The following is a 20,117-nucleotide window of genomic DNA, read 5'->3' as shown; positions in this document are numbered from 1 at the left end:
GGAACTGGCTATGATTATGTTATACAATGATAATCATTTTCAATTATAGGAGGAACATGATGGCTCGGGGGCTGGCACTTATTCTATTCAGCTTGTTGATGGTTTTCGGTTCTGCGGCACATGCGGAAGATGATCCGATCGCTGCATTAATTCAATTAAACAAGCAAATGATCAAATCCGTACAAGACGGAGATATAGACTCGGCACAACAAACGTTTGAAACCTTCAAGGCGAAGTGGAAAAAAGAAGAACCTTCTATTAAGAAGGAAAACCTTTCTTCTCACAGCGAAATGGACGCGAATATCGCAATGATTTCTCTTTCTTTTATCAATAAAGACGCAGATAAGCTCAAAACACAGCTTGAAGAGCTTTCGTCTCATTTAGAAACCTATCAGCAGGCTGTCGTGCTGAAAAAGACAACCTCAGGTCAATCAAGGGCGTCCTTAACAGCCTATATACACAGCTTGAAAGACACGAAGCAGTTAATAGAAAAAAAACAATTGGATGAAGCATCATCCGCAATCGACAATTTAGTTACATCCTGGCTCGCCGTAGAGGGAGACGTCGTGTCCCAATCGAAAGAAGCCTATACGACATCGGAGGAAAATCTGGCACTGATGAAGGCGGAGATCGGCAGCCATCCCGAAAAGGTATCAAAGCAAATTGACGAAATGATTCAATTGCTCGAGCCGATCGCTTCAAGCAGCTACAGCTGGTGGGATGCCGCGCTGATCCCGATTCGTGAAGGAATGGAGGCCCTCCTTGTCATCGGAGCGCTATTAACCATGACAAAAAAAGCGCGTGTCACACGTTCCTCGACATGGATCTGGGGCGGAGCGTCCGCCGGCATGGCTGTTTCCTTAGCAGCCGGCATCGGTGTCACGGTTCTGTTCTCCTCCAGTGTATTCGGAGAAAACAATTTCTTGCTTGGCGGCGTTACCGGCGTACTGTCCGCTGTCATGCTTTTGTATGTCGGGGTGTGGCTGCACAGAAATGCCTCAATGGATAAATGGAGAGAAAAAATCAATATCCAGAAGTCACAGGCACTAAAAAAACGAAGCCTGCTTTCCTTTGCGCTCATTGCATTTCTGGCAGTTGTAAGAGAAGGTCTCGAAACGGTCATCTTTTTCATCGGGCTTGTCGGGAAGCTCCCGCTCACTGAACTGATCGGCGGAACTGCCGCAGGGCTTATCGTTCTCGTCATCGTCGGTGTTCTGATGATCAAGCTCGGAATGCGCATTCCATTGAAGCCGTTTTTTCTTCTATCAATGGCGGTTGTCCTGTATATGTGCGTGAAATTTCTCGGAACCGGCGTTCACAGCCTTCAACTGGCGGGCATTCTTCCGTCTGATGCAGAAAGCTGGCTGCCGTCTGTATCGGTGCTAGGAATTTATCCGTCTGTGTACAGCACGATTCCGCAAATGTTGATTTTCCTCTTTTTACTGATTGCGCTTGTTTCAGAAGCGGCAAAACATTTTACAAACGGAAAGGAACTGACAAAATGAATTTCACAAAAATCGCTGTATCAGCCGGATGCATCCTTGCGCTGTGCGCAGGCTGCGGAGCCAACGACACATCTTCAACTAAAGAAAAAGCTTCATCTGAAAAAAGCGGGGTCACTAAAGAAATCACCGCATCCGTAAATAAAATGGAAACCATCATTTCCAAGCTGAATGACTCAGCGGAAAAAGGAGACCAAAAAGAGATTGAAAAGAAGGGGAAAGAGTTAAACAGCTACTGGCTTTCCTTTGAAAACGACATTCGCAGCGACTATCCATTCGAATATACAGAAATCGAAAAGCATCTTCAGCCAATCTACACAGAAGCGCAAAAAGACAAACCGGATACAGCAAAAATCAAGACAGAATCCGAGTCATTGAAAGCGTCCTTAGAAGACCTGACAGAAGCGAAGAAGAGCGGCAAAAAGGCTAGCGATCAGCTGGCAAAAGCAGCGGATGAGTATAAAGGCTATGTCAAAAAGCAGAGTGACCAGCTTGTCAAAGCGACTGAAGCATTTACGAGTGTTGTGAAATCCGGTGATATCGAAAAATCTAAAACGTTATATGCGAAAGCGCGTGTTTATTACGAGCGTATCGAACCGATCGCTGAAAGCCTTGGAGATCTTGACCCGAAAATTGATGCACGAGAAAACGATGTTGAAGAAGGAGACAAATGGACAGGCTTCCATAAGCTTGAGAAGGCCATTTGGAAGGATCAAGATATTTCCGGGGAAAAGGCAACAGCTGACCAGCTTCTCAAGGATGTAAAAGAGCTTGACGGTTCAATTCAATCACTGAAATTAACACCTGAACAAATTGTTGCAGGCGCGATGGAGCTTCTGAACGAAGCCGGAATTTCGAAAATCACGGGAGAAGAAGAGCGCTACTCACGAATTGATTTAGTTGACCTTATGGCAAATGTGGAAGGCTCCGAAGCCGTTTATCAAACAGTGAAAAGCGCGCTTGTAAAAGATCACTCCGACTTGACGGAAAAACTGGATACGGAGTTCAGCGAATTTGAAGTTTTAATGGCAAAATACAAAACAAATGATCAGTCCTATACGTCTTATGATAAATTAAGTGAAAAGCAAATCAGAGAGCTGAGCACAAAGCTGACGACTCTTTCTGAAACCATGTCGAAGATTGCGAATGTGCTATAAAAGGAGTTTTGTAACAGCATGAGCGATGAACAAAAAAAGCCAGAACAAATTCACAGACGGGACATTTTAAAATGGGGAGCGATGGCGGGGGCAGCCGTTGCGATCGGTGCCAGCGGACTCGGCGGACTCGCTCCGCTTGTGCAGACCGCGGCTAAGTCATCGAAAAAGGATGAAAAAGAGGATGATCAGGTCGTTCCGTTTTACGGAAAGCATCAGGCCGGAATCACAACTGCCCATCAAACATATGTCTATTTTGCTGCGCTGGATGTAACAGCAAAAGACAAAAGCGACATCATTACGTTATTTAGAAACTGGACAAGTCTCACACAGATGCTGACGTCTGGCAAGAAAATGTCAGCTGAGCAGAGAAATCAATATCTGTCGCCGCAGGATACAGGTGAGTCTGCTGATTTATCCCCTTCCAACTTAACGGTCACATTCGGATTTGGGCCTGGCTTTTTTGAAAAAGACGGAAAGGACCGCTTCGGGCTGAAAAGCAAAAAGCCGAAGCACCTAGCCGCTCTTCCAGCGATGCCCAATGACAACCTGGATGAAAAGCAGGGAGGAGGGGACATCTGCATTCAAGTATGTGCAGACGACGAGCAAGTGGCGTTTCACGCGCTGCGTAACCTGCTAAATCAAGCGGTCGGCACTTGTGAGGTCCGCTTTGTGAACAAAGGCTTTTTAAGCGGAGGAAAAAATGGCGAAACACCGCGCAATCTCTTCGGGTTTAAAGATGGAACAGGCAACCAGAGCACGGAGGATGACAGCTTGATGAACTCGATCGTGTGGGTTCAGTCCGGTGAGCCTGACTGGATGACGGGCGGCACCTATATGGCTTTCCGGAAAATCAAAATGTTCCTTGAGATATGGGACCGCTCTTCCCTCAAGGACCAAGAGGATACCTTCGGCCGCAGAAAAAGCTCAGGGGCGCCTTTCGGACAGAAAAAGGAAACAGATCCCGTGAAGCTGAATCAAATTCCGTCTAATTCACACGTCAGTCTAGCGAAATCTACGGGAAAACAAATTTTGCGAAGAGCTTTCTCTTACACAGAAGGACTTGATCCGAAAACCGGCTATATGGATGCAGGTCTCCTGTTTATCAGTTTTCAAAAAAATCCCGACAATCAGTTTATCCCGATGCTGAAGGCTCTTTCAGCAAAGGATGCGTTAAACGAATATACACAAACAATCGGTTCTGCTTTATATGCATGCCCAGGCGGCTGCAAAAAAGGAGAATATATTGCCCAGCGTTTGCTGGAATCATAAAAGAAGCCTAAATCGGCTTCTTTATTTAAAAAACAGTTGTAACTTTAATTGTTACAGTTTAAAATCAATTTATACGAAAGGAGATTATCATGACAGTACACATTAAAGTTTATTCAGATTACGTCTGCCCATTTTGTTTTGTTGGAAAAGCCGCTTTTGAAGAAGCGACAAAAGGAAAGGATGTTGAAGTCGAGTGGATGCCGTTTGAACTGCGCCCAAGCCCATCTCCTCAGCTTGATCCGGTCAATGATTCTTCCAAACAGTACATGTGGCAGACATCTATTCAGCCAATGGCGGAGAAATTAGGGGTCGAGATCAATTTTCCAAACGTCTCGCCCCATCCGTATACAGACCTCGCGTTTGAAGGCTTCCATTTTGCGAAGGAATACAATAAAGGACATGAATACAACACCCGTGTCTTTCAGGCATTTTTCCAGGAGGGCCAAAATATCGGCGATATTGACATCTTGACGAAGCTCGCCGAGGAAGTGGGATTAGACGGTGCATCATTCAAATCAGCACTGGAAACAAGAACATATCAGGACGTGCAGCGCCAAGCCTTGAAGCACGCCTATGAAGAGGCTGACATCACAGCCGTTCCAACCTTTATTATCGGTGACACTGTAATTCCGGGTGCTGCCGGCAAGGATGTATTTGAAAAAGCGATTTCTGACGAGCAGAAGAAAAAGTAAGGAAAAAGCTCTCGATAAAGAGAGCTTTTTTTATTCCTGTTCCATATGGACGCCAGTATGCGCCTTCACCTGTATTTCTGCAAACGTATCCTCATCAATTGTTTTATCAGACGACAGCACCGTTCCGAGCCACGCGCCGAGAAAGCCGAGCGGGATAGAAATAATTCCTGGATTTGACAGCGGAATGAGCGGATCACCGGTAAAAATAGCACCTCCGGCCGGGTCCCACACACTAGGGCTCATCGATACCAGCACAAGCGCGCTGATCAGGCCTGTCAGGCTGCCCCATAAAGCGCCTGAGGCATTGAATCGTTTCCAGAAGACTGTAAACACAATCAGCGGAAGGTTTGCGCTGGCGGCTACTGCAAACGCGAGTGCAACAAGGAACGCCACATTTAAGGATTGTGCAAAAATCGCAAGGAGAATCGAGAGTACTGACACGGCGACAGAAGCCCATCTGGCCGCTTTCATTTGTTCTTTTTCAGTTGCTTCTCCCTTTCTGATAATCTGGCTGTAAATATCATGGGCAAATGCTGAGGCGGCAGACAGCACCAACCCTGTCACGACAGCCAAAATGGTGGCAAAGGCGATGGCTGATACAAACGCGAACAGAAAGTCTCCTCCGAGCGCTTTTGCTAAAAGCGGAGCCGCCATATTTCCCGCTTGATCAGCCGCCGTAATCGCGTCAAAACCGACAAATGCCGCGGCACCAAAGCCGAGAAACACCGTCATAATGTAAAACACACCGATAATCCATGTCGCTGACACAACGGATGTACGGGCCGTCTTGGCATCCTTAACGGTATAAAACCGGATCAATATATGCGGAAGCCCGGCGGTTCCCAGCACGAGTGCCAAATTTAACGACAAGGTCTCAAGCGGCACCTTGTATTTATTTCCGGGGTTCAAAAAATCAGCGCCCAGCGGAGTAGCCGTTTTCATCTGTTCAAACATGGTATTAAGGCTAAAGCCGAATTTCGAAAACACGATAATCGAAATCACGAGTGTGCCGGCCATCAGCAAAACGGCTTTAATAATTTGAACCCAGCTTGTCGCGATCATGCCGCCAAACACGACATAAATGGTCATCAGCACTCCGACGATGAGGACAGCCGCGGTATAATCCAGCCCTAGAAGCAGTTTGATCAGCGCGCCCGCCCCCACGAGCTGGGCGATCATATAAAAAGTAGAGATGGCAATGGTATTGAGAGCCGCGACACCGCGGATTTTCTTTTCTTTAAAGCGAGCGGCAATCATGTCTGCCATCGTGTACTTTCCAAGATTCCGAAGCGGCTCCGCCACGATGTACAAGACAACGAGATAAGCCACCAGAAAACCGATGCTGTAAAAGAAGCCATCAAATCCATATAACGCAATCATTCCGGCAATCCCGAGAAACGAGGCGGCAGACATGTAGTCACCGGCAATTGCCAGTCCATTCTGAACGCCGGTGAGCCCGCCGCCCGCCGTATAAAACTCACTCGTCGTTTTCGTCCGCTTCGCGGCAAAATACGTGATAATAAGCGTCAGGCCAACAATCGCCAAAAATAATAAAAAAGCAGTCATATTCATGTCTGTTCACCCTTCAGATCCTCTTTTAAAGCGCTTACATACTTATCGAAATGGGCGGCTCTCCGGGAATACACAGTACTCAGTATCCAGGTCATAGCGAATTGGGCGATGGCGAACAGCCAAGCCCATGAAACAGCTCCAATGGCCGGTGCATTCAAAAAGGTGAAATAAGATGTCAAAACAGGGAGTGAAAAATAAAAGACAAAAAAGAAAATCGCAGAAGGAACAATAAAAGCGCGTTTCTGCTTTAAAAAAGCTTGAAAAGACGGCGTTGCAGCAATCTGTTTATAATCAGCTTTGTACATGGCTTTCCTCCTTTTATTCGCTAAACGTAAGCAAAAAGGTACACCAATAGGTATGTACTGAAAGTCCGATTTATGCGTTGAACAATATCTGGAGGATGAAAAAAGAAGGAAGTCGTGAAGAGGTGAACACAGTGGTCTAAAGACAGGCGAAGGTTTTCAAGCTCGGCCGTGTATAAACGAGTTTGCTTTCAAAACCTCACCGAATGCAGCTTGTTCTCAGCAAAGCTGCTGTTTACCAGAGCACGGTTATCATGTTCGCATCACCTCTTTATGACAATGCATGTGCCAAAAGGTGATCGCATCACCGGCTGTCTGTCGTAGTTAGCTGACACACCGTTTGTCCTCAAGCTCAGCGCAGCGATTTGCTTTTGAATAGAGGATATGGTGAAAACTCAGATCAGGTGATAGAAAAGCCAGAGGTAAATAGATCCGCCTGTTCGGACTAGTCTTGCCGGACGGTTTTTTTGTGGTTTTTCTTTCTCGATGCTGTCTCAGATTCTAAAAACTGCCTCACATCATGAATGCCTAATCCAATGGATCTAGCTTCTTGAATTAACATATGCCAACCTTTGTCCAAATCTTTTTTAACATGAGTTTTCATAGTAACCTCCAATTGTATAAAATGTTTTCCTGCAACATGCGGGCAATAAAAGACAAGCCAGCGCGATGATGAGGCGAGTACAACAAATTTCACACATAGTTGCTCGGTGTCACAAACTGAAGGAAAAACCACCTACCTATTCCCTAAAAAAATGACTAATATAACCAATGGACCTTATTTATAATAATAAACAATTAAATACTGACTGGATAGTATGTAAATGAAAATAAATCATTTAGCCTATTAAAAATGACCCCTGGGAAACCGAATAGCATAACCGTTCAAAGAAATAAATACCGCTAAAGATTGATCCGGTGTAAGATAAGGGTAATCATTACCGCCAGGAGAAAAATATGAAAAAAAACAAATTTCAAATTAAAAGAGAAGCAACATTTGAAAGTTTTATAGACGCTGGCGTGAATTTGTTGATTGACCGAGCGTATGATCCGGTTTCTGTAGAAGATATCAGCAGAGCCGCCGGGTACAGCAAAGGAGCATTTTATGTTCATTTTGTCAGCAAGGACGATTTTCTGCTGTACCTTCTCGAAAAACGTCAGATGAAAAAAAAGATCATTATAGGGTATCTTGATCAAATGGAGCGGGAGTCAGTGAAATCGCTGACATTGGACGAGGCTGCAAAACACGCTGCAGAACTGCTTTATTCCTATTACATAAATAAGCCGTCGTGGGACATCACCTCGTTTGCCATGAACATGCCGACATATAAAGTCTTAAAGAAATGCAAGGCCTATGTCCGGCTGTACGAATTGTGGGTGGAAGAAAATGTGTTATATATTAAGTGGCTGAAGGAGAGAAAGCTGATTGACGCCTGTATTGATCCTGAATATACGGCTAAAATAATATGTGCAGTCCTCGACGGAATCATCAAACAATCATATGTATTGGGCCAGCCAGCCACCTTCCGCAGCTTTTTAGACGCACTCTCGGTATTTTTTACTTTAGACAGAGAGCACGAGACGCCAAGAATTTTGAAAAGTTTTTCAGAAAGCGAGGAACATCAGTGAAGTATAGAGAAATAATTATGTATATCATTATGGGGGTTTTCACAACCATTGTGAATATCGCCAGCTTTTATATCTTGGTAGAGATCATGAATGTGGATTACAAAGCCGCCACTGTTGCCGCTTGGATTTTGTCCGTGCTGTTTGCTTACATAACAAATAAATTATATGTGTTTCAGCAAAAAACACATGATCTGCAGAGCCTGCTGAAAGAGCTCACTGCTTTTTTCAGCGTTCGGGTCCTGTCTCTCGGCATAGATTTAGGCATGATGATCATTCTTGTCGGCCAGTTTAATACAAATGAAACCTTGGCCAAAATACTCGACAACGCGGTCATTGTTGTCGTCAACTATGTTGCGAGCAAATGGCTCGTCTTTAAAAAAACAAAAGAAGAAGGGGTATGAGAGGACTGCAGCATATGATCTGCCGTTTTCTAGAAATAAGGGGAATAAAAAATAAAAACCAGAAAGGTGATTGCACATGCGGGAAGAGCTAAAGGGGATATTTGCAAGTGTATTCGGAGAAAAAGAGGGGTTACGGTTTTTTTTCGCACCTGGAAGAGTGAATCTGATTGGAGAACATACAGACTATAACGGCGGGCATGTCTTTCCGTGCGCGCTGACAATGGGTACATATGCTGCTGTTGCAGAAAGAAACGACGGGCTTGTCCGGATGTATTCAGATAACTTTAGAAACGCAGGCATCAAGGAATGCAGCCTTGACGACATTCGCTATCAAAAAGAAGACGACTGGGCGAACTACCCAAAAGGCGTGATTTATGAATTTCAACAGAGGGGATATGCAGTTCCCCATGGCTTTGACATTGTATTTTCAGGGAATATTCCAAACGGGGCGGGGCTGTCGTCTTCCGCTTCTATTGAATTGCTGATGGGGGTCGTGCTCCAAAGCTATTTTCATCCTGAAGTAGATGCGCTTGAGCTTGTGAAAATGGCGCAGCATGCGGAAAACCATTTTATCGGCGTCAATTGCGGAATTATGGACCAATTTGCAATTGGAATGGGGAAAAAACATCATGCGATGCTGCTGAACTGCGACACGCTTGACTATGAATATAGCAAACTCAATGTCTCAGGCCTCGCGCTGGTCATCGCGAACACGAACAAAAAAAGGACATTGGCTGACTCAAGCTATAATACGAGACGCCAAGAATGCAATGATGCATTGCTTGATTTGAAAAAAGGCCTCGATATTGCCGCACTGGGCGACATCAAGCCTTCTGATTTCGATGCGCATTCCAGCCTGATCCAAAATGAAACGAACAGACGCCGGGCAAAGCACGCTGTATACGAAAATCATCGTGCTATTAGAACGGCCCATATGTTCAAAGAGAACAATATAGATGAAATCGGGCAGTTAATGAAGGAATCCCACCTTTCATTGAAGGATGACTATGAAGTAACATGCCCTGAACTTGATGAGCTTGTGTTTGCGGCATGGGATCACGAAGGTGTAATTGGATCAAGAATGACGGGAGCAGGCTTTGGCGGATGCACCATCAGCATTGTAAAAGATGAGTTCGTTGATGATTTTATTCAGAAGGTTGGAGACAGATATCAAGCAAAAACAGGGCTCCGAGCGGATTTTTATGTCGCGGATATCGGAGAGGGAGCGAGAGAACTAAAGGGGGAGTGACATATGAGTATTATTGAACATCTGGAACAGCTGCTTGAGTATGGCCTGGAACGAAAATTGATTTCGATCTGGGATCGGGAATATACGAGAAACCGTCTTTATGAAGCGCTGGGCATCACACATCCCGAGCCGGTCTCCAGCACCAGCATCAAGCAGTCACAAAGCCTGCCGGACTTGCTCGCTCCCATCTATAAATGGGCTGCCGAAACCGGCCGAATGGAAGCGGATACAGATACGTACCGTGACCTGCTCAGCGCAAAGCTGATGGGCTGTTTTGTACCTGCTCCGTCAGAGGTCATTCGCAAATTTGAAGAGACAAAAGCATTATACGGCCCAAAACAGGCGACAAAGGAATTCTATCAATATTCAGAGGATGTCTATTATATACGGACTGACAGAATCGCCAAAAATGTTCATTGGACGGTGCCGACCGAATATGGCGAACTGGAAATGACCATTAACCTATCAAAGCCTGAAAAGGACCCGAAAGCGATTGCGGCTGCAAAAGAGCAGGAACAGACAAATTATCCGATGTGTTTGCTGTGTAAAGAAAATGTCGGGTTCGAGGGAAGCGTGAATCATCCAGCCCGGCAAAATCACAGAATCATCCCGGTCATCCTTGAGGACGAACAATGGTTCCTGCAATTCTCGCCATATGTCTATTATCCGGAGCACTGCATTGTCTTAAAAGGTGAACATGAACCGATGGAGATCAGCAAAAAAACATTTGAAAGGCTGCTGTCATTTCTCGGGCAGTATCCGCATTATTTTATCGGTTCAAACGCGGATCTGCCGATTGTCGGCGGCAGCATCCTAAGCCATGATCATTTCCAAGGCGGCGCGCATGATTTTCCAATGGCACGTGCAGAAGCGGAAGACGTTTATGAATTAAAAGATTATCCCGGCGTGTCGCTGGGCTTAGTGAAGTGGCCGATGTCTGTGCTCAGGCTCCAAGGAGACGAACCGGGTCATGTCGCCGAAGCTGCTGACCATATCTTCCGCACGTGGCAGATGTATTCCGATGAAAAAGCCGCCATTGCCGCCTATACAGGCGATACGCCCCATAATACGGTCACACCGATTGCGCGGCGCAGGGGAGGCTTGTACGAACTCGATATCGTACTGAGGAACAACCGGACGGATGAGGAGCATCCATTAGGGATATTTCATCCCCATAAGGAAGTTCACCATATTAAAAAAGAAAATATCGGCCTGATTGAGGTCATGGGATTGGCGATATTGCCGGGCCGCTTACAGGAGGAAATGAAAGAAACGGCAGCGGCGCTATGCTCTGCTGATCCGAAAACAGCTTTAGAACAAAATCCGCTCACGGCAAAACATAGTGAGTGGGCTATTCGGATGATGGGAAAAAGAACCATAACAAAAGAGAATGCAGATCTAGTCATAAAAGAAGAGCTGGGACATGTATTCGCTCGCATTCTTGAACACGCCGGTGTGTTTAAACAGACAACAGAAGGAAAACAGGCCTTCAGAAGGTTTATCGACCAGTTGGGCGTCAAACCAGTCAAAAGCCTCAACCGCTAGGGTTGAGGCTTTTTCGATTTTTATGGCAAAACAAACACCCAAAGCGCTGACGCTTCGGGTGCTGCTGCTTTTATCCTCTTTTTCTGGTTAACAGGCTTACTAGAAAGACAACAATGGCTGCACCGATTACCGCTGGAATAATGGCAAATCCGGCTAGGTGCGGCCCCCATGTTCCAAGCAGCCCGTGTCCGATCCAGGCGCCAATAAGACCTGCGATCATAGACCCGATAATTCCTCCGGGCATATCTCCTTTTACAAACAGGCTTCCAAGCCATCCGATAATAATAGCGACGATAAGTGAAATAAGAAAACTCATCATGCAACACATCCTATTTTTTATTTATTTGCTTATATCATTCCTCTTTTTTGTATAAGATAAACAACTGGATGCTCTCATTAAAAAATACGGACAATTCAGAGCATATTGGCTCTTCATTGCGCCTTTTCTTTCAATATTTGATGCGTTAAAATGGTAACCGTGTGAAAAGATGCTAGACAAGGAAAAAATAATTCCTATCTAGAAAGTTTAACAAAATGAAATTTTTGATTGACCTAAGTTTTTTATTGTGGTAAACCTTTATTTGTCAGAATTAGTTCTTCATCATCTTTTCTTTACTTATATGCGGAAATAACTAGAAACTTTTCATCTTAAGCGATAGATGTGAATAAAGTTGGAGCAATTTTTGTCGATTTTATGACATTTAAGCGAAAATGGGATGAAGTTTATAAAAAAATAAAGCTAATAAGTGAAGTTTTTGATAGCATAACAAAGTAGAGAAAAGATTTTGAGGAAGTATGCACTTCAGATTTATTACATCAATAGGAAGGATGGTGATCTTCTTGTTCAGAGCATTAAAACCGTTGCTTGTATTAGCGCTGTTAACTGTGGTTTTCGTCCTTGGGGGATGCAGCAATGCTTCAGTACTAGATCCGAAAGGACCTGTAGCTGAACAGCAAAGTGATTTAATCCTGTTATCTATCGGATTTATGCTGTTTATCGTCGGGGTCGTCTTTGTTCTATTTACCATTATTTTAGTAAAATACCGCGACCGTAAAGGCAAAGATAATGGATCTTATAACCCAGAAATTCACGGTAACACGTTTTTAGAAGTAGTCTGGACAGTGATCCCAATTTTAATCGTCATTGCACTTTCTGTGCCAACAGTACAGACGATATATTCGTTAGAAAAAGCTCCTGAAGCAACAAAAGATAAAGAGCCTCTTGTTGTTTATGCTACTTCGGTAGACTGGAAATGGGTATTCAGCTACCCTGAACAGGATATTGAAACGGTCAACTACTTAAACATTCCTGTCGACCGCCCGATCTTGTTCAAAATCTCATCTGCAGATTCAATGGCTTCGCTATGGATTCCTCAGCTTGGAGGGCAAAAATATGCGATGGCAGGAATGCTGATGGATCAATACTTACAGGCTGACAAAGTGGGTACTTACGAAGGCCGCAACGCGAACTTCACAGGTGAACATTTTGCAGACCAAGAGTTTGATGTGAATGCAGTCACAGAAAAAGACTTTAACAGCTGGGTGAAAAAGACTCAGAACGAGGCTCCTAAGCTGACAAAAGAGAAGTATGATGAATTGATGCTTCCTGAAAATGTGGACGAATTAACGTTCTCTTCTACTCACTTGAAATACGTTGATCACGGACAAGACGCTGAGTACGCGATGGAGGCGCGCAAACGCCTTGGCTATCAAGCCGTTTCACCGCACTCTAAAACAGATCCGTTTGAAAACGTAAAGAAAAACGAATTTAAGAAGTCTGATGATACAGAAGAATGATATTGATCAGGAAAGGAGGAAGCCTGCATGAAATTCAAATGGGACGAATTTTTCGTAACTGGTGACCCATTAATTCTGGGCGCACAAGTTTCCATTGCGCTTTCAACCATTGCCATTATTTTTGTACTGACTTACTTCAAAAAGTGGAAATGGCTGTGGTCTGAATGGATAACTACTGTTGACCATAAAAAACTCGGAATCATGTACATTATATCTGCTGTAATTATGTTATTCCGCGGCGGTGTCGACGGTCTGATGATGCGTGCCCAGCTAGCGCTTCCGAATAACAGTTTTTTAGACTCAAACCACTATAATGAAATTTTTACAACTCACGGTACAATCATGATCATCTTCATGGCGATGCCGTTCTTAATCGGTCTTATTAACGTTGTTGTGCCTCTTCAAATCGGTGCCCGCGACGTTGCGTTCCCTTACTTGAACAACCTGAGCTTCTGGACGTTCTTTGTAGGGGCGATGCTTTTCAATATTTCTTTCGTTATCGGAGGTTCTCCGAACGCAGGCTGGACGAGTTATATGCCGCTTGCAAGTAACGACATGAGCCCTGGGCCGGGTGAGAACTACTACCTCCTCGGACTTCAGATTGCCGGTATCGGTACCCTGATGACAGGGATCAACTTTATGGTAACAATCTTAAAAATGAGAACAAAAGGCATGACATTAATGCGTATGCCAATGTTCACATGGACAACACTGATCACAATGGTTATTATCGTGTTTGCGTTCCCTGTACTTACAGTAGCATTAGCACTTTTATCATTTGATCGTTTGTTCGGCGCTCACTTTTTCACATTGGAAGCAGGCGGTATGCCGATGCTTTGGGCTAACTTGTTCTGGATTTGGGGACATCCTGAAGTATATATCGTTATTCTTCCGGCGTTTGGTATTTTCTCAGAAATCATTTCAAGCTTTGCAAGAAAACAATTGTTTGGTTACAAAGCGATGGTTGGTTCTATTATCGCCATCTCTGTATTGAGTTTCTTAGTTTGGACTCACCACTTCTTCACAATGGGGAACAGTGCGTCCGTTAACTCATTCTTCTCAATTACGACAATGGCAATCTCAATCCCAACCGGGGTTAAAATCTTTAACTGGCTCTTTACAATGTATAAAGGCCGAATCAGCTTTACAACACCTATGCTGTGGGCGCTTGCGTTCATTCCTAACTTCGTTATCGGCGGGGTTACAGGGGTTATGCTTGCGATGGCAGCAGCGGATTATCAATACCATAATACGTACTTCCTTGTATCTCACTTCCACTATGTGCTGATCGCGGGTACTGTATTTGCTTGTTTCGCCGGATTTATTTTCTGGTATCCAAAAATGTTCGGCCACAAGCTGAACGAAAGAATCGGAAAATGGTTCTTCTGGATCTTTATGATCGGGTTCAATATTTGTTTCTTCCCGCAATATTTCTTGGGGCTTCAAGGTATGCCTCGCCGTATTTACACATACGGACCGAACGACGGCTGGACAACATTGAACTTTATCTCAACTGTCGGAGCTTTCATGATGGGTGTAGGATTCTTAATCCTTTGCTATAACATCTACTACAGCTTCCGTTACTCTACTCGTGAAATCAGCGGAGATTCATGGGGTGTGGGACGTACGCTTGATTGGGCGACTTCTTCTGCGATTCCGCCGCATTACAACTTTGCGGTGCTTCCTGAAGTCAAATCTCAAGATGCATTCCTGCATATGAAAGAAGAAAAAACTGAATTATACCCTGAAAGCAAATTCAAGAAAATCCATATGCCAAGCAACTCAGGCAGACCGTTCTTTATGTCTGTTGCCTTCGGTCTCGCTGGCTTTGGACTGGTATTTGAATGGTACTGGATGGGCGTAGTCGGATTGATCGGAGTCCTGCTCTGCATGGTTCTGCGTTCATTCGAATACGACAACGGCTACTACATTAGTGTTGATGAAATAAAAGAGACGGAAAGAAAGATTTCCGAATAAGGAGGCGTGAGTTATGGAACATGCAGAACACGGCAATTCTAACGCGCCTATGGAATATCAATCTGAAACCGGCAGACTTAATATTCTCGGGTTTTGGATCTTTTTAGGGGCAGAAATTGTGTTGTTCTCAACACTATTTGCAACCTTCTTCGTTCTTAAAAACAGAACAGCTGGAGGTGTCTTGCCAGACGAACTATTTGAAGTCAATCTGGTAATGATTATGACGTTCTTGCTGCTGATCAGCAGCTTTACCTGCGGGATCGCTGTTCATGAAATGCGCCGCGGAAGTTTAAAAGGCGTAGTCATTTGGACAATTATCACTCTTCTTCTCGGTGCCGGCTTCGTCGGATGCGAGATCAACGAGTTTGTTCACTATGTACATGAAGGAGCGGCTCTCAGTACAAGTGCGTTCTGGTCTGGATTCTTTGTTTTACTTGGAACTCACGGAACTCACGTAACAATCGGGATTTTCTGGATCACAGGAATTCTGATTCAGTTGAAGAAACGCGGCTTAACTCCGCAAACTTCATCTAAAATCTTTATCTCAAGCTTGTACTGGCACTTCTTAGATGTTGTATGGATTTTCATCTTTACAGGTGTCTATCTCATGGGATTGGGGGGTCTGTAAAATGGCAAACAAATCTGCTGAACACAGTCACTTTCCATGGAAACACATTGTAGGTTTTATCCTGTCTATCGTTTTGACCCTGCTGGCTCTATGGGTTGCAGTGTATACTGACCTGAGCTCATCAGCAAAACTTTGGATAATCTTCGGCTTCGCCTTCATTCAGGCGGCGCTGCAGCTTCTCATGTTCATGCATATGACAGAGAGCGAAAACGGCACGATCCAAGTCGGAAACACGCTGTTCGGATTCTTTGGCGCGATCGTTATCGTACTTGGATCCATCTGGATTTTTGCGGCTCACTATCACCATGGTGACCATATGGACGGAAATCCTCCTGGAGGCGCTGAACACTCAGAGCATTCAGGCCATAACGAATAATACAAAAACCCTCTTCATTGGAAGAGGGTTTTTTGCTGTCTTCAGCTGCTTCGCTTTCTGCGAAGATACGGAAGGCCGTAAATGATAAATGCGGCGATATGAGCGACAATGACGTTAACGGCAAACAAGATAATCATGAGAGTGTGTCCAAGTGGAGAAAGGCTTTCTGTTGCGTAAAAGAAGAAGAATACCCACATTAAGATGATTGGCGGAATAGCTGAGAGTGCGACTTTTTTGTTATCAAGCCAAATAAAGAGAGGCGTTGCGCTGGCAACCAATAAGTAAGCAAAAAACATGTCCATCATACCCGTCTCCTTTCATTTTGTGATAACGTTTACAAAAATGAAATAGAGGAACTGAGTTGTGTCTGTTTTGTGATTGTTTTTTGAACATTCTGTTACAATTATTATACCATGTTTTCCAGAAATTGATACGTGTTTTTGCAGAAATGGACTGGATCTATCGTCTTATTTTTTCGTTTAATGTGCTAGGAGAATGTATGGGCATGGGGCTCTGAATTTTTAGCTGTTTCTTATGAGGTATCACATTATTTGGGAACATAACACATTATCGCATTCGTTTTTTAACAAATTCTTTTGGTATGGCGTTTTTTTCATTTGAAAAGTTTTGTGTCAATCGAAACATTTCGGTTTATGATACGTCATATTTCGTGTAGCTGAAAAAGGGCCGCAAATGCTGAAAAAACATAAAAGGAAGCGAGCTTCACGTGTCATCTTGAACGTGGTTCATGTATAATAAACATTAGTGATTTTCCGATGAAAATGTAAGGCGGGATAGAATGAGTCGATATAAGAAACAGCAAAGCCCCTTTTATCAGGGGGATTTGATTTTTATATTTGGTGTGTTTTTTATTATAAGCGTAGTATCAATTTATGCTGCCGGTCAGTTTGGGCAGTATGGGAACACGGATTGGATTCAGCAAATTGTGTTTTATCTTTTGGGGGCTGTTGCCATTACAGTTCTTTTGTACTTTGATTTAGAACAGCTTGAAAAGTTAAGTTTATATATTTTTATCATTGGTATTTTATCTTTGATTATTCTTAAAATCAGTCCCGAGTCTATTGCACCTGTTATTAAAGGGGCAAAAAGTTGGTTTAGGATCGGTAGAATAACAATACAGCCGTCAGAGTTTATGAAGGTTGGTTTGATTATGATGCTTGCTTCAGTTATTGGAAAAGCAAATCCTAAAGGAGTTCGGACGCTTAGGGATGATATCCACTTGTTATTAAAGATTGCGGGTGTCGCAGTTATTCCTGTAGGTCTTATCCTGATGCAGGATGCTGGGACTGCGGGAATATGTATGTTTATCGTTCTTGTAATGGTTTTTATGTCAGGGATAAATTGGAAATTGATTGCGATCATAGCTGGTTCAGGTATCTTACTCATTTCATTAATTTTATTAGTAATGATAAACTTTCCTGACGTTGCTAAATCAGTTGGAATACAGGATTATCAAATTAAGCGGGTCACTTCTTGGGTGTCTGCTTCAAATGAGACACAGGAAGATTCAAATGACAGCTGGCAAGTTGATCAGGCCATCATGGCAATAGGATCTGGTGGTATTTTAGGTAATGGTATTTCTAATTTGAAGGTTTATGTTCCAGAGAGTACGACTGACTTTATCTTTTCTATAATAGGTGAGTCATTTGGCTTTATAGGCTGTGCAATTGTTGTCATCATGTTCTTCTTTTTAATCTACAGGCTTGTCGTTCTGATTGACAAAATACATCCGTTTAACCGTTTTGCTTCTTTCTTTTGCGTTGGCTATACGGCGTTAATTGTGATCCACACATTCCAGAATATCGGAATGAACATCGGCATTATGCCTGTTACCGGAATTCCGCTGCTGTTTGTCAGCTATGGGGGAAGTTCGACACTTTCCACGTTAATTGGATTTGGGATTGTGTATAATGCGAGTGTTCAGCTGACGAGATACAGAAGTTATCTTTTTAATTCTTAATATGCAGACAGCCTTTACAGAGGCTGTCTTTTTTTTGTGCAGAGCATTTCACTTTTGAGATCACTTTTTTTCGGATATGATAAAAAGTGATAAGGAGGTTCTTGTGATGAATAACACAATCGAAACCATTTTGAATCATCGGTCAATCCGGTCTTTTACTGATCAGCTTTTGACAGCTGAAGAAATTGATACATTAGTGAAAAGTGCGCAGGCTGCGTCTACATCCAGCTATGTGCAGGCATATTCGATTATCGGGGTTTCTGATCCTGAGAAAAAACGTGAGCTGTCCGTGCTTGCTGGGAATCAGCCTTACGTTGAGAAGAACGGACACTTTTTTGTATTTTGTGCGGATTTGTACCGCCATCAACAACTGGCTGAGGAAAAAGGTGAACATATTTCTGAGCTGCTCGAGAATACAGAAATGTTTATGGTTAGCTTGATTGATGCGGCGCTGGCAGCGCAAAATATGAGCATTGCCGCTGAATCCATGGGGCTTGGCATTTGCTATATCGGCGGCATTCGGAATGAACTGGACAAGGTGACAGAGGTGCTGCAAACGCCTGACCATGTGCTCCCGCTTTTCGGACTGGCAGTAGGCCATCCTGCGAACCTTTCCGGCAAAAAACCGAGATTGCCAAAGCAGGCCGTTTATCATGAGAATACGTATAATGTGAACACAGACGATTTCCGTCATACTATGAATACGTATGACAAAACCATTTCTGATTACTATAGAGAAAGAACAAACGGGCAGCGGGAAGAAACGTGGTCCGATCAAATACTGAACTTTATGAAGCAAAAGCCGCGTACGTATTTAAATGACTACGTGAAAGAAAAGGGCTTTAATAAAAACTAAAGCAAACCTCTCCGTCTGGAGGGGTTTTTATGTTTCACGTGTAACATATTCCGACAAATAGGGACAGGCTTTCACAAATAAATGGCGAATGATAGGGGACACTGATAAGCAGTGTGAGCGGCTTTGGAGAAAAAACAGGGGGATCAGTGATACGATGAGGATGAGGTGGTAGGGATGGTTTCATTAAGTATATTAGATCAATCTCCAGTATCAGAGGGCAGCAATGCAGAAACGGCCTTACAGCAAACCGTTGCGCTTGCCCAAGCTGCTGAGGACCTTGGATATAAGAGATTTTGGGTTTCTGAGCATCACTTTTCAAAACGTCTGGCAGGGTCCAGTCCTGAGGTGCTAATCAGTCATATAGCAGCGAAAACAAAGCGAATCCGTGTTGGATCAGGAGGAGTCATGCTGCCGCATTACAGTGCTTATAAAGTAGCTGAAAACTTTCGTGTTCTGGAGGGGCTGACACCAGGAAGAATTGACCTGGGGCTTGGCAGAGCACCGGGGGGAATGCCGATTGCATCATGGGCGCTGAATGACGGCGGAAAGCGCAATGCTGATCAGTATCCGCAGCAAATCAAGGAGCTGACCATGTATTTGCATGATTTGGCGGATGATAAACACCGTTTTCCGAATCTGACGGCTGCGCCGCATATTTCAACGGCTCCGGATGTGTGGCTGCTCGGCTCATCTGGAGAAAGCGCGCTGCTCGCAGCTGAATCTGGCGCTGGCTATATGTTTGCCCATTTTATCAATGGAGAGGGCGGAGAGGGTACTGTCAGACAGTATAAGAGGCGATTCAAACCGTCTGTGTTAGGAGATACGCCTCGAGCGGCAGTTGCTGTTTTTGTTCTTTGTGCTGACACGGAGAAGAAGGCAGAGGAGCTTGGGGCTGTGCTTGATTTTACACTTTTGGCGGGAGAGCAGGGTATTCCTTTAGAGGGAGTTCCTTCGTATGAAGCTGTTCGGAAAAATACGTATTCTCCTTATGAACAGAGACGAATTGCTGATAATCGAAATCGAATGATTGTTGGTACGAAAGAACAGGTTAAGGAGCGGCTGCTAGCTTTGAGTAAAGCGTATGAAACAGAGGAAATCATGGTGGTGACCATCACGCATCATTTTGAAGATAAGCTCCGATCGTATCGCTTATTGCAGGAGGCGTTTGCTGACTGATCTTTAAA

At 44.0% G+C, this 20,117-nt stretch carries 20 protein-coding genes; 15 read left to right on the top strand and 5 right to left on the bottom strand.

All coding sequences use genetic code 11. The features are described 5' to 3' along the window. Nucleotides 1-59: 59 nt before the first annotated feature. From efeU to ACZ07B_RS16125, 4 genes are all read left to right on the top strand, one after another. Entirely contained in the window at nt 60-1,505 is a 1,446-nt protein-coding gene (efeU, locus tag ACZ07B_RS16140) for a ferrous ion permease EfeU (RefSeq protein ID WP_464877427.1), read from the top strand. Then, nucleotides 1,502-2,659, top strand: coding sequence for an iron uptake system lipoprotein EfeM (gene efeM / locus ACZ07B_RS16135; RefSeq protein ID WP_464877426.1), 1,158 nt, complete (start codon nt 1,502-1,504; stop codon nt 2,657-2,659). The genes efeU and efeM overlap by 4 nt, the downstream gene beginning before the upstream one ends. An 18-nt stretch (nt 2,660-2,677) precedes the next feature. After that, nucleotides 2,678-3,928, top strand: coding sequence for an iron uptake transporter deferrochelatase/peroxidase subunit (gene efeB, locus ACZ07B_RS16130; protein WP_464877425.1), 1,251 nt, complete (start codon nt 2,678-2,680; stop codon nt 3,926-3,928). A gap of 89 nt (nt 3,929-4,017) precedes the next feature. Next, complete coding sequence (locus tag ACZ07B_RS16125; protein ID WP_464877424.1) at nt 4,018-4,620, top strand: DsbA family oxidoreductase; 603 nt, start codon at nt 4,018-4,020, stop codon at nt 4,618-4,620. A gap of 30 nt (nt 4,621-4,650) precedes the next feature. Here the strand turns inward: ACZ07B_RS16125 and ACZ07B_RS16120 are convergent, their stop codons facing one another. From ACZ07B_RS16120 to slrA, 3 genes are all read right to left on the bottom strand, one after another. Beyond that, nucleotides 4,651-6,192: a solute symporter family protein gene (locus tag ACZ07B_RS16120; protein ID WP_003227390.1), complete on the bottom strand. Its 1,542-nt coding sequence runs from the start codon at nt 6,190-6,192 to the stop codon at nt 4,651-4,653. Beyond that, nucleotides 6,189-6,497 (bottom strand): DUF485 domain-containing protein, encoded by a 309-nt coding sequence (locus ACZ07B_RS16115; RefSeq protein WP_003227392.1) that lies wholly within the window; start codon nt 6,495-6,497, stop codon nt 6,189-6,191. The genes ACZ07B_RS16120 and ACZ07B_RS16115 overlap by 4 nt, the downstream gene beginning before the upstream one ends. A gap of 442 nt (nt 6,498-6,939) precedes the next feature. Continuing rightward, on the bottom strand, nt 6,940-7,098 hold the full coding sequence (slrA, locus tag ACZ07B_RS16110) for a transcriptional regulator SlrA (RefSeq protein WP_003243648.1): 159 nt from the start codon (nt 7,096-7,098) through the stop codon (nt 6,940-6,942). A gap of 353 nt (nt 7,099-7,451) precedes the next feature. On the opposite strand from slrA, the gene slrC reads away from it, so the two are divergent. The 4 genes from slrC to galT all read left to right on the top strand — a co-directional run bounded on the left by slrC (nt 7,452) and on the right by galT (nt 11,318). Then, entirely contained in the window at nt 7,452-8,123 is a 672-nt protein-coding gene (gene slrC / locus ACZ07B_RS16105) for a transcriptional regulator SlrC (RefSeq protein ID WP_014478350.1), read from the top strand. Nucleotides 8,124-8,140: 17 nt separating this feature from the next. After that, nucleotides 8,141-8,524 (top strand): GtrA family protein, encoded by a 384-nt coding sequence (locus tag ACZ07B_RS16100; protein ID WP_003227398.1) that lies wholly within the window; start codon nt 8,141-8,143, stop codon nt 8,522-8,524. A 76-nt stretch (nt 8,525-8,600) separates the two neighbouring features. Next, nucleotides 8,601-9,773 carry a galactokinase gene (locus ACZ07B_RS16095; RefSeq protein WP_049140921.1) on the top strand — a complete coding sequence of 391 codons (1,173 nt, stop codon included), beginning with the start codon at nt 8,601-8,603 and terminating at the stop codon, nt 9,771-9,773. A gap of 3 nt (nt 9,774-9,776) precedes the next feature. Then, complete coding sequence (gene galT / locus ACZ07B_RS16090) at nt 9,777-11,318, top strand: UDP-glucose--hexose-1-phosphate uridylyltransferase (RefSeq protein ID WP_049140922.1); 1,542 nt, start codon at nt 9,777-9,779, stop codon at nt 11,316-11,318. Nucleotides 11,319-11,388: 70 nt separating this feature from the next. Here the strand turns inward: galT and ACZ07B_RS16085 are convergent, their stop codons facing one another. Continuing rightward, entirely contained in the window at nt 11,389-11,634 is a 246-nt protein-coding gene (locus tag ACZ07B_RS16085) for a GlsB/YeaQ/YmgE family stress response membrane protein (protein ID WP_009968363.1), read from the bottom strand. A gap of 515 nt (nt 11,635-12,149) precedes the next feature. Between ACZ07B_RS16085 and qoxA the strand changes: the two genes are divergently transcribed. Genes qoxA through qoxD form a run of 4 tightly spaced genes read left to right on the top strand, consistent with a single transcriptional unit; the run spans nt 12,150 to nt 16,096 of the window. Next, entirely contained in the window at nt 12,150-13,115 is a 966-nt protein-coding gene (gene qoxA, locus ACZ07B_RS16080) for a cytochrome aa3 quinol oxidase subunit II (RefSeq protein ID WP_010886637.1), read from the top strand. 27 nt (nt 13,116-13,142) lie between these two features. Beyond that, nucleotides 13,143-15,092: a cytochrome aa3 quinol oxidase subunit I gene (gene qoxB / locus ACZ07B_RS16075; RefSeq protein WP_003227407.1), complete on the top strand. Its 1,950-nt coding sequence runs from the start codon at nt 13,143-13,145 to the stop codon at nt 15,090-15,092. Between the two features lie 13 nt (nt 15,093-15,105). Then, nucleotides 15,106-15,720 carry a cytochrome aa3 quinol oxidase subunit III gene (gene qoxC / locus ACZ07B_RS16070; RefSeq protein ID WP_003227409.1) on the top strand — a complete coding sequence of 205 codons (615 nt, stop codon included), beginning with the start codon at nt 15,106-15,108 and terminating at the stop codon, nt 15,718-15,720. A 1-nt stretch (nt 15,721) separates the two neighbouring features. Continuing rightward, nucleotides 15,722-16,096: a cytochrome aa3 quinol oxidase subunit IV gene (gene qoxD, locus ACZ07B_RS16065; RefSeq protein ID WP_003227410.1), complete on the top strand. Its 375-nt coding sequence runs from the start codon at nt 15,722-15,724 to the stop codon at nt 16,094-16,096. Between the two features lie 41 nt (nt 16,097-16,137). On the opposite strand, the gene ywcE is transcribed toward qoxD, so the two are convergent. Beyond that, complete coding sequence (gene ywcE, locus ACZ07B_RS16060) at nt 16,138-16,401, bottom strand: spore morphogenesis/germination protein YwcE (protein ID WP_003227411.1); 264 nt, start codon at nt 16,399-16,401, stop codon at nt 16,138-16,140. Nucleotides 16,402-16,895: 494 nt separating this feature from the next. Between ywcE and rodA the strand changes: the two genes are divergently transcribed. From rodA to ACZ07B_RS16045, 3 genes are all read left to right on the top strand, one after another. After that, nucleotides 16,896-18,077: a cell shape-determining peptidoglycan glycosyltransferase RodA gene (gene rodA, locus ACZ07B_RS16055; protein WP_464877423.1), complete on the top strand. Its 1,182-nt coding sequence runs from the start codon at nt 16,896-16,898 to the stop codon at nt 18,075-18,077. Between the two features lie 106 nt (nt 18,078-18,183). Then, nucleotides 18,184-18,933, top strand: a complete 750-nt coding sequence (gene nfsA / locus ACZ07B_RS16050) for an oxygen-insensitive NADPH nitroreductase (RefSeq protein WP_014478349.1) — start codon at nt 18,184-18,186, stop codon at nt 18,931-18,933. 174 nt (nt 18,934-19,107) lie between these two features. Then, a complete protein-coding gene (locus tag ACZ07B_RS16045; protein WP_032725137.1) occupies nt 19,108-20,109 on the top strand; it encodes an LLM class flavin-dependent oxidoreductase in 1,002 nt (333 codons plus the stop codon). Nucleotides 20,110-20,117: the final 8 nt, after the last annotated feature.

This window comes from Bacillus sp. 9.4 (assembly GCF_055486415.1).
This window is presented reverse-complemented; position numbering and strand designations above follow the sequence as displayed.

What these genes read in the sequence shown, in the direction of transcription:
- ACZ07B_RS16095 (WP_049140921.1), top strand. Translation starts at nt 8,601, where the DNA reads ATGCGGGAAGAGCTAAAGGGGATATTTGCAAGTGTATTCGGAGAAAAA.
- qoxD (WP_003227410.1), top strand. Translation starts at nt 15,722, where the DNA reads ATGGCAAACAAATCTGCTGAACACAGTCACTTTCCATGGAAACACATT.
- qoxC (WP_003227409.1), top strand. Translation starts at nt 15,106, where the DNA reads ATGGAACATGCAGAACACGGCAATTCTAACGCGCCTATGGAATATCAA.
- slrC (WP_014478350.1), top strand. Translation starts at nt 7,452, where the DNA reads ATGAAAAAAAACAAATTTCAAATTAAAAGAGAAGCAACATTTGAAAGT.
- ACZ07B_RS16100 (WP_003227398.1), top strand. Translation starts at nt 8,141, where the DNA reads ATGTATATCATTATGGGGGTTTTCACAACCATTGTGAATATCGCCAGC.
- ACZ07B_RS16085 (WP_009968363.1), bottom strand. Translation starts at nt 11,634, where the DNA reads ATGAGTTTTCTTATTTCACTTATCGTCGCTATTATTATCGGATGGCTT.
- efeB (WP_464877425.1), top strand. Translation starts at nt 2,678, where the DNA reads ATGAGCGATGAACAAAAAAAGCCAGAACAAATTCACAGACGGGACATT.
- qoxB (WP_003227407.1), top strand. Translation starts at nt 13,143, where the DNA reads ATGAAATTCAAATGGGACGAATTTTTCGTAACTGGTGACCCATTAATT.
- efeM (WP_464877426.1), top strand. Translation starts at nt 1,502, where the DNA reads ATGAATTTCACAAAAATCGCTGTATCAGCCGGATGCATCCTTGCGCTG.
- ywcE (WP_003227411.1), bottom strand. Translation starts at nt 16,401, where the DNA reads ATGATGGACATGTTTTTTGCTTACTTATTGGTTGCCAGCGCAACGCCT.
- nfsA (WP_014478349.1), top strand. Translation starts at nt 18,184, where the DNA reads ATGAATAACACAATCGAAACCATTTTGAATCATCGGTCAATCCGGTCT.
- ACZ07B_RS16045 (WP_032725137.1), top strand. Translation starts at nt 19,108, where the DNA reads ATGGTTTCATTAAGTATATTAGATCAATCTCCAGTATCAGAGGGCAGC.
- ACZ07B_RS16125 (WP_464877424.1), top strand. Translation starts at nt 4,018, where the DNA reads ATGACAGTACACATTAAAGTTTATTCAGATTACGTCTGCCCATTTTGT.
- galT (WP_049140922.1), top strand. Translation starts at nt 9,777, where the DNA reads ATGAGTATTATTGAACATCTGGAACAGCTGCTTGAGTATGGCCTGGAA.
- slrA (WP_003243648.1), bottom strand. Translation starts at nt 7,098, where the DNA reads ATGAAAACTCATGTTAAAAAAGATTTGGACAAAGGTTGGCATATGTTA.
- ACZ07B_RS16115 (WP_003227392.1), bottom strand. Translation starts at nt 6,497, where the DNA reads ATGTACAAAGCTGATTATAAACAGATTGCTGCAACGCCGTCTTTTCAA.
- efeU (WP_464877427.1), top strand. Translation starts at nt 60, where the DNA reads ATGGCTCGGGGGCTGGCACTTATTCTATTCAGCTTGTTGATGGTTTTC.
- ACZ07B_RS16120 (WP_003227390.1), bottom strand. Translation starts at nt 6,192, where the DNA reads ATGAATATGACTGCTTTTTTATTATTTTTGGCGATTGTTGGCCTGACG.
- rodA (WP_464877423.1), top strand. Translation starts at nt 16,896, where the DNA reads ATGAGTCGATATAAGAAACAGCAAAGCCCCTTTTATCAGGGGGATTTG.